Genomic DNA, 5,091 nt, shown 5'->3' on the forward strand with positions numbered 1-5,091 from the left:
CGTGAGAACAGCAAATAGGGTTCTGTTGTGTTGGGTGGTCAATTCTTATACTCATAACGAAAACCCCTCTAGAACGCTCTGTGAGCGATTCTGAGGGGTTCTTTTCGTTATTCCGTTACATTGACACCCATATACGCTCAGAAACGGCCATACGGAATCCTAGCGCTCCATTTCAGACCCGTAACCCTTCTCTTTCCGTTCGTTATCTAACAATTTAATAGCGAAGTCTCGACCTTGCGCTTCTCGCTTATTCTCCGGTGCTGCCTCTTTATTCATTTTTAACGTGTGTCCGACGTAATGTTTCGCAAAACCAATCGCTTGATGAATGAAATTAGGCTTGTATATCGGCTTTCCTTCATCATCCAATTGAGCAATGAGAACTTCTCGGACTTTAGCGACAACTTGCTTGAAAAACTCGACCTGTCGTTTGAGAGAACTGTTCTCCATCTGTAACGTAAACATCTCGCTCAATTGACTATCTTTTTTCCTGTTGTCCTTCTCCAGCGTCTGGACTCGTTGCTCCGAGATCCGCAATGCCCGTTGCATCCGTTCCGCGACTTCCGCCCGTTTCTTCAGTTCCAAGAACGTATCATTCGACATCGACACTTTGTTCAACAGGTTCGGCTTCAGATCGAGATTAACAGACTCATCGAAATCCAACTCTTTGAGCGAATTGATTCGCTCGTTGAGTTGTTTTTGATGCTCTTCAAGGTCTCTTTTTGTCGCATCGAGTAGACCGTTCACATCCTGTGTATCCATGATGAGACGTTCTTGATTTTGACTCATATCGTACTCGAACTTCGCCACTTCTTCTTTGATCATTCCGATTTTTTGGCTTGCTTCTGTTTTGGCAGCTTCGACTTTTTCTTCAAATCCTTTTTCAATTTTCTGCAACTGGATACTCTTTTCCGTTCTCCTGTAATAGACTTCTCGATGCAGAATGGTGTGTTCTTTTTCCAACTCATTCAACTCTTGGCTTAACTTCGATGTCTGCTTCTCTAACTCTGCTTTTTCTTTCTCCAAATCCAATTTTGCCTTGTACTCATGAATATCAAGTTTCTGTTTTGTTTTCTCTCCCGATCCACGTACCACGTCGAATCCTTTTTCTCGTAATCGTTCCGGAATCTCGTCATGGATTTGATTCAATGCTGCCTTATTCATTGTCGTCCTGGCTTGTAATCGTCCTGTTTCTTTGTCGATTGGCATGAAGTGAAGATGCATATGAGGAGTCGTTTCATCAAGGTGGACTTTGGCACTCAAGACATTCTCTTTTCCGAACCGATCAGCGAAATAATCATGGCACGTTTTGAAGTAATCCTGCATTTGTTCGTTCGACATTTTCTTTGCTGCTGATTCCGGAATCGTGATGATATTGGAGTAGGTGATGACTGAATTTTTTTGGACCCGTTTGTTTTCAGACTTGAGTTGATCGACCCGTTCTTTTGCTCGTTGATAGAGATTTAATTCACTTTGTACGAGGTCATAATTAAGGTGAGTACGGTCGAGATCAATCATGTCATTTTTGATTTGTCCTTCTCGTTCTTGTTCTCTTTCTTTGCCTTTGATGTCGGACATTTGGTTCTTTTGAGTGTTCCAAGCAAATTCGATCGACATGGGGTTTTCCTCCTTATAAAGACAAAGACCGAGAGAAGCGAGATGGGAATTTGTCGGCGTTGATTTGATAAGAGTATAGCCCGCTATACTCTTGCAAAGCAAGAGGCGGTCTCTACGAGGTGAAAAGAGCATGGCTGCGCCACTCAAGACCCATGCCGTTTCGTGTCCAAGACACGAAAAAGACGATGCCGCAGCATCGCCTTAAAAATGAAAATCATCGTCCATGAAATCTCGATTGAAGGGATCTTCGAGATTCAGGACTGTCCTGCCATCTTCATCTTTGAAAGATGAAATGACAGGCTTCTCGATCTGAACTCCATGCTCCGCATATTCGTTATAGATCCGTTCAAAGGCATTCCGGAATTCTTCTTGTGAACCTGCATCCCAATCCGCAATATCATATTGGGGGAAATATAAAATCACTTCTTCTAAATCGATTTTCAATCCCTCCTAATTAAGCACTTTTATCAACAGTATCTTCTTTTTCATTCGTTATTAAAATTAGTCTTTTAAGTCCAAGAGTATAAAGAGAAATACCTAAAGAAAAAACTGTAACTACATTAGTCCAAGTAGTTAATTCAGAATTAGTCAATCGATAAGAAGAAAAGAAAACAACGAAACCTATTATTACACCTAAGACTAACAAAGTATGTCTAATTTTTCTCGAAGAATAGAAAAAATCAGAAGCAGCAAAAAAGATAGAAAAACCAGCAACGCCTGCTATAATTCTTGAAGCTAAATCAACAGAAGCAAAAGCAATTGAGAATCCAAAAACCATAATAATCAATGCAATAATCATAACCACACCAGTAACAAAAAGACTGAAATTAGACCAATTCTTTAACTTATTTAATATAAAATTCTTTAACATAATCCATCTCCAAACATTATTTTTTATGTGATCAATACCAAACTTATTTTCGATTTAATTGTTGCATTCTTCTTGAAACCCTACATCACAATCTGAAATATCTTATTAAGGGAAATACTCGATAACTTCTCTAAGTTACATATCAACAACAGTTTTCATTTTTTAGCAAAAGGGTCTGAACCGAAAGGATCAAAAGGATCTTGATTAGATTGTTTCTCTAAAAACTCAAATGCTTCACGCTCTTTTTGTAGTTGAAGTTCTTCTTCTTTTTTCTTTCGTATGCTTTCTACAAGGATTTCTTTTCTTTCAATCAGCCTAACTTGCTCTATAAGGGTCACAACTCCATAATCACTTTTTATTCTGTTATTACAAGAAGGGCAACGATATTTATACCTTCCAAAAGAAGTTTTTGTATGAACAACTTCTGTTAAACAATTATCTTTAGCACATTTAGGATTAGATATTTCAATCAATCCGGTAGAATTTATAGCGTTATAAGAAGGACTTTTACCCTTTATTATTTGATAAAAGAACAATCCATCAGTACTTATTGAAGTAACAAGAGTTCGATAAAAATCAGGATCATCAAGATCATCTAAGTTAAAAAATAATTGTCTTGAATCGTAGATGTTAATAATTAAATTTTTAATTGAAGTGTAAAGTAATTTTAGGGCATACAACAACACTATAAAATAGATGAGCAAAGCTAAATCTTTGTTGATACCAAAAGAAAAAGGTAAGTCTTGAGGAGTTTTTGATGTAGAACCTTTTCCAAGCCACGTCGCGAAAACCAAGAGTAAAGCTCCCAAAAACGATTTAACAAACTCCGGAAATATTTTGTCCATGAAATAACTCACTTTTTCTTTTTTATCACTCACTTAATCACCCTATTCTATTTCAAATTCATCGACTTTTTTGTTGTTGTACTTTAACATTTCCAATTCTGTTAATTGGACATACTCTAATACAAAGTCAGATTGATCAGCACGCCAATTCGCCATGATTTTGTAGAAGTATTCGTTCTTGTCTTTCTCCATGTATTGTTCCAATTCATTTGCTTTGTACTTCAACATGTAATCTTTAAAGAGACCGCTATAAGCAATCACTTGCTTACCCTTTAAAGAATTATAGAAGGTCTCAAATACTTCTAGACTGACGCCCATATCATTACTTTTAGCAGAGTATTTAGCAATCTCGGCCACAGCATTTCCAGTCTGTTTTTCCTTAATTCGTTCGATGTGAACTTGCGTGATCGTGTAGTCACCAGTGACCTCGCGCCACATCTCTAACCATTCATCACGTTTGATGTAATTCTTAGAATTATTAAAGTAACTTTTTTTGACTGCTAGAACGACATGAAAGTGTGGGTTGTATGTATCGTAGGTGGGATTTTCATCTCCTACTTTCAGTCCTAATCGTTCGTAATACGCTTGCTTTTTATCAAATAGTGGAGTCGTGATTAACGCATTTCCATCATACGTCATCTCTAATTTTCGAGCATAACCTTGAATAATACGATCTACTTTTCTTCGCTTAAAAAGTTTCTGAAAAGCATTATTCATATTTATGATTTCCGACTTTACTTCATCTGCTCGAACGTTCGGTGTAGTCAAAGTCAGAAACAAATATTTTACATCGTGTTCTTCATGCATAGCTTCCATTACCACAGATAGAGCCATCGCATCTTTTCTAGCTTTTCGCCAAGCGCAAATCGGACAAAATCGATTCTTGCAATGATTTCCGCCTATCATTTTTTTCTTCTCCTTATCCAGTGTAGAAACAAATAAGTTAAACGATCCGCAGTCTCTATACAATTCCTGCATTTTTTCGGAAAGATGTTCCTTCGCGAGTTCATACATTCGAATATTTTCAAGCTTTTTCGGCTTTATAAGTGCAATAGGGTCTTGTTTTTTAGGTGTCATATTGTCTATAATCCATGTGTAGCACCGTTTTATGGAGTCTGTTTAAGGACATCACAAAAGGGTACAAAACAGCATAAGCTAAAGGACTTGCCTCCGATCTTCGTTTATTGTTTACGTGTGGTAACTTAAATGCTAAACGAGTATACTCGGAAACGCAAGTTCTTTTCTTCTAAAACCATTGGGGCACAAGGGATTTACTCACTTGTTCGCCCCTTTTTTAGTGCGGGAATAGTTACCCTTATTATCAAGATAAGAAAAAACTATTTTTCGCAGACGCTTTTCCTCGCTCGAAAGAACCAAAAAAACAAACGAAGGTGGTAAAAATTATGCTTACGATCGTGCATCTAAGTTCAGGTGAAAAAGTCATTCTTCAAGGTTCTGCAAAAGAGATACTCGGAAACATTAGCGAAGAAGGTATTGAAGAAGGATACAGTGAGTACAAACTCCACAACGAAAAAAATGAAAAAGATGAAAAAGTGGTTATCTTCCATAGCCACATTACGCATATTCGTAGCTACAAACCATAAAGATCGACTCCCCAACCCCTCGATCCCGAGGGGCTCCCTCGCCGGTAGGCAGGTTCTCACGTATGGAACGTGAGAACAGCAAATAGGGTTCTGTTGTGTTGGGTGGTCAATTCTTATACTCATAACGAAAACCCCTCTAGAACGCTCTGTGAGCGAT

General features: G+C 37.9%; 6 protein-coding genes. 1 reads left to right on the top strand and 5 read right to left on the bottom strand.

Annotation, left to right across the window (positions count from 1 at the left end):
• Positions 1-159: 159 nt before the first annotated feature.
• The 5 genes from mobV to KNQ05_RS15475 all read right to left on the bottom strand — a co-directional run bounded on the left by mobV (position 160) and on the right by KNQ05_RS15475 (position 4,407).
• Positions 160-1,614 carry a MobV family relaxase gene (gene mobV / locus KNQ05_RS15455; protein WP_214806045.1) on the bottom strand — a complete coding sequence of 485 codons (1,455 nt, stop codon included), beginning with the start codon at positions 1,612-1,614 and terminating at the stop codon, positions 160-162.
• Between the two features lie 201 nt (positions 1,615-1,815).
• On the bottom strand, positions 1,816-2,058 hold the full coding sequence (locus tag KNQ05_RS15460; protein WP_214806048.1) for a hypothetical protein: 243 nt from the start codon (positions 2,056-2,058) through the stop codon (positions 1,816-1,818).
• A gap of 10 nt (positions 2,059-2,068) precedes the next feature.
• A complete protein-coding gene (locus tag KNQ05_RS15465; protein ID WP_214806050.1) occupies positions 2,069-2,485 on the bottom strand; it encodes a hypothetical protein in 417 nt (138 codons plus the stop codon).
• A gap of 155 nt (positions 2,486-2,640) precedes the next feature.
• A complete protein-coding gene (locus KNQ05_RS15470; RefSeq protein ID WP_214806052.1) occupies positions 2,641-3,363 on the bottom strand; it encodes a hypothetical protein in 723 nt (240 codons plus the stop codon).
• Positions 3,364-3,372: 9 nt separating this feature from the next.
• Complete coding sequence (locus KNQ05_RS15475) at positions 3,373-4,407, bottom strand: protein rep (RefSeq protein ID WP_214806054.1); 1,035 nt, start codon at positions 4,405-4,407, stop codon at positions 3,373-3,375.
• Positions 4,408-4,733: 326 nt separating this feature from the next.
• Between KNQ05_RS15475 and KNQ05_RS15480 the strand changes: the two genes are divergently transcribed.
• The gene (locus KNQ05_RS15480) at positions 4,734-4,934 is read left to right on the top strand and encodes a hypothetical protein (protein ID WP_214806056.1); all 201 of its coding nucleotides are present in this window, start codon (positions 4,734-4,736) and stop codon (positions 4,932-4,934) included.
• Positions 4,935-5,091: the final 157 nt, after the last annotated feature.

Source organism: Exiguobacterium sp. s125 (genome assembly GCF_018618605.1).
Taxonomy (GTDB): domain Bacteria; phylum Bacillota; class Bacilli; order Exiguobacteriales; family Exiguobacteriaceae; genus Exiguobacterium_A; species Exiguobacterium_A oxidotolerans.

Bases quoted from the DNA above. Each gene is read 5' to 3' on its own strand.
- mobV (WP_214806045.1), bottom strand. From the start codon at position 1,614: ATGTCGATCGAATTTGCTTGGAACACTCAAAAGAACCAAATGTCCGAC.
- KNQ05_RS15465 (WP_214806050.1), bottom strand. From the start codon at position 2,485: ATGTTAAAGAATTTTATATTAAATAAGTTAAAGAATTGGTCTAATTTC.
- KNQ05_RS15475 (WP_214806054.1), bottom strand. From the start codon at position 4,407: ATGACACCTAAAAAACAAGACCCTATTGCACTTATAAAGCCGAAAAAG.
- KNQ05_RS15480 (WP_214806056.1), top strand. From the start codon at position 4,734: ATGCTTACGATCGTGCATCTAAGTTCAGGTGAAAAAGTCATTCTTCAA.